This window comes from Streptomyces rimosus subsp. rimosus, from assembly GCF_000720725.1.
Classification (GTDB): domain Bacteria; phylum Actinomycetota; class Actinomycetes; order Streptomycetales; family Streptomycetaceae; genus Streptomyces; species Streptomyces rimosus_A.
Genome location: NZ_JOCQ01000251.1, coordinates 1 through 411, shown reverse-complemented (window position 1 = coordinate 411; position 411 = coordinate 1). Strand labels below are relative to the sequence as shown.

Here is a 411-nt window from a genome sequence, read left to right as displayed (position 1 = left end):
GCCGCGCGGCGCCCACAGACGCGACAGGTCAAGCCGGGCCACGTCCTCGATGCCGAGGAGTTCGGCGAACCCGACCGGTCCGGTGAGGGGAGCGTCGGTGAGCGACTCCGCGGACAGGCGCAGCGGCGCCAGCATCCGGGCCAGGCCTTCCACGAACGGGATGCCGGCCTCGTCCACGGTGCCGTGGCCACTGACCGGCTCCTGCTCACGCAGGTCCTCGATGAGCACCTGATCGCCGTCGACGGTGATCCGCACGCCGACCTGCCCCGGCTCCTGGACCCGGTGCTCCAGCAGGTGCAGGACGGTGACCCCCATGTCGCGCAGGCCGACCGCCTCGTCGGGACGCGGCAGGTCGACCGCGTCGTCCCCGTGTCCGTCCGCGACGACGAGCAGCCGGGACGTCATGGACAG

Annotated in this window: 1 pseudogene; it reads right to left on the bottom strand. The window is 73.0% G+C overall.

The features are described from left to right. A pseudogene (locus tag IH45_RS01000000144835) lies at positions 1-411 on the bottom strand (type VII secretion protein EccC); the annotation flags it as partial.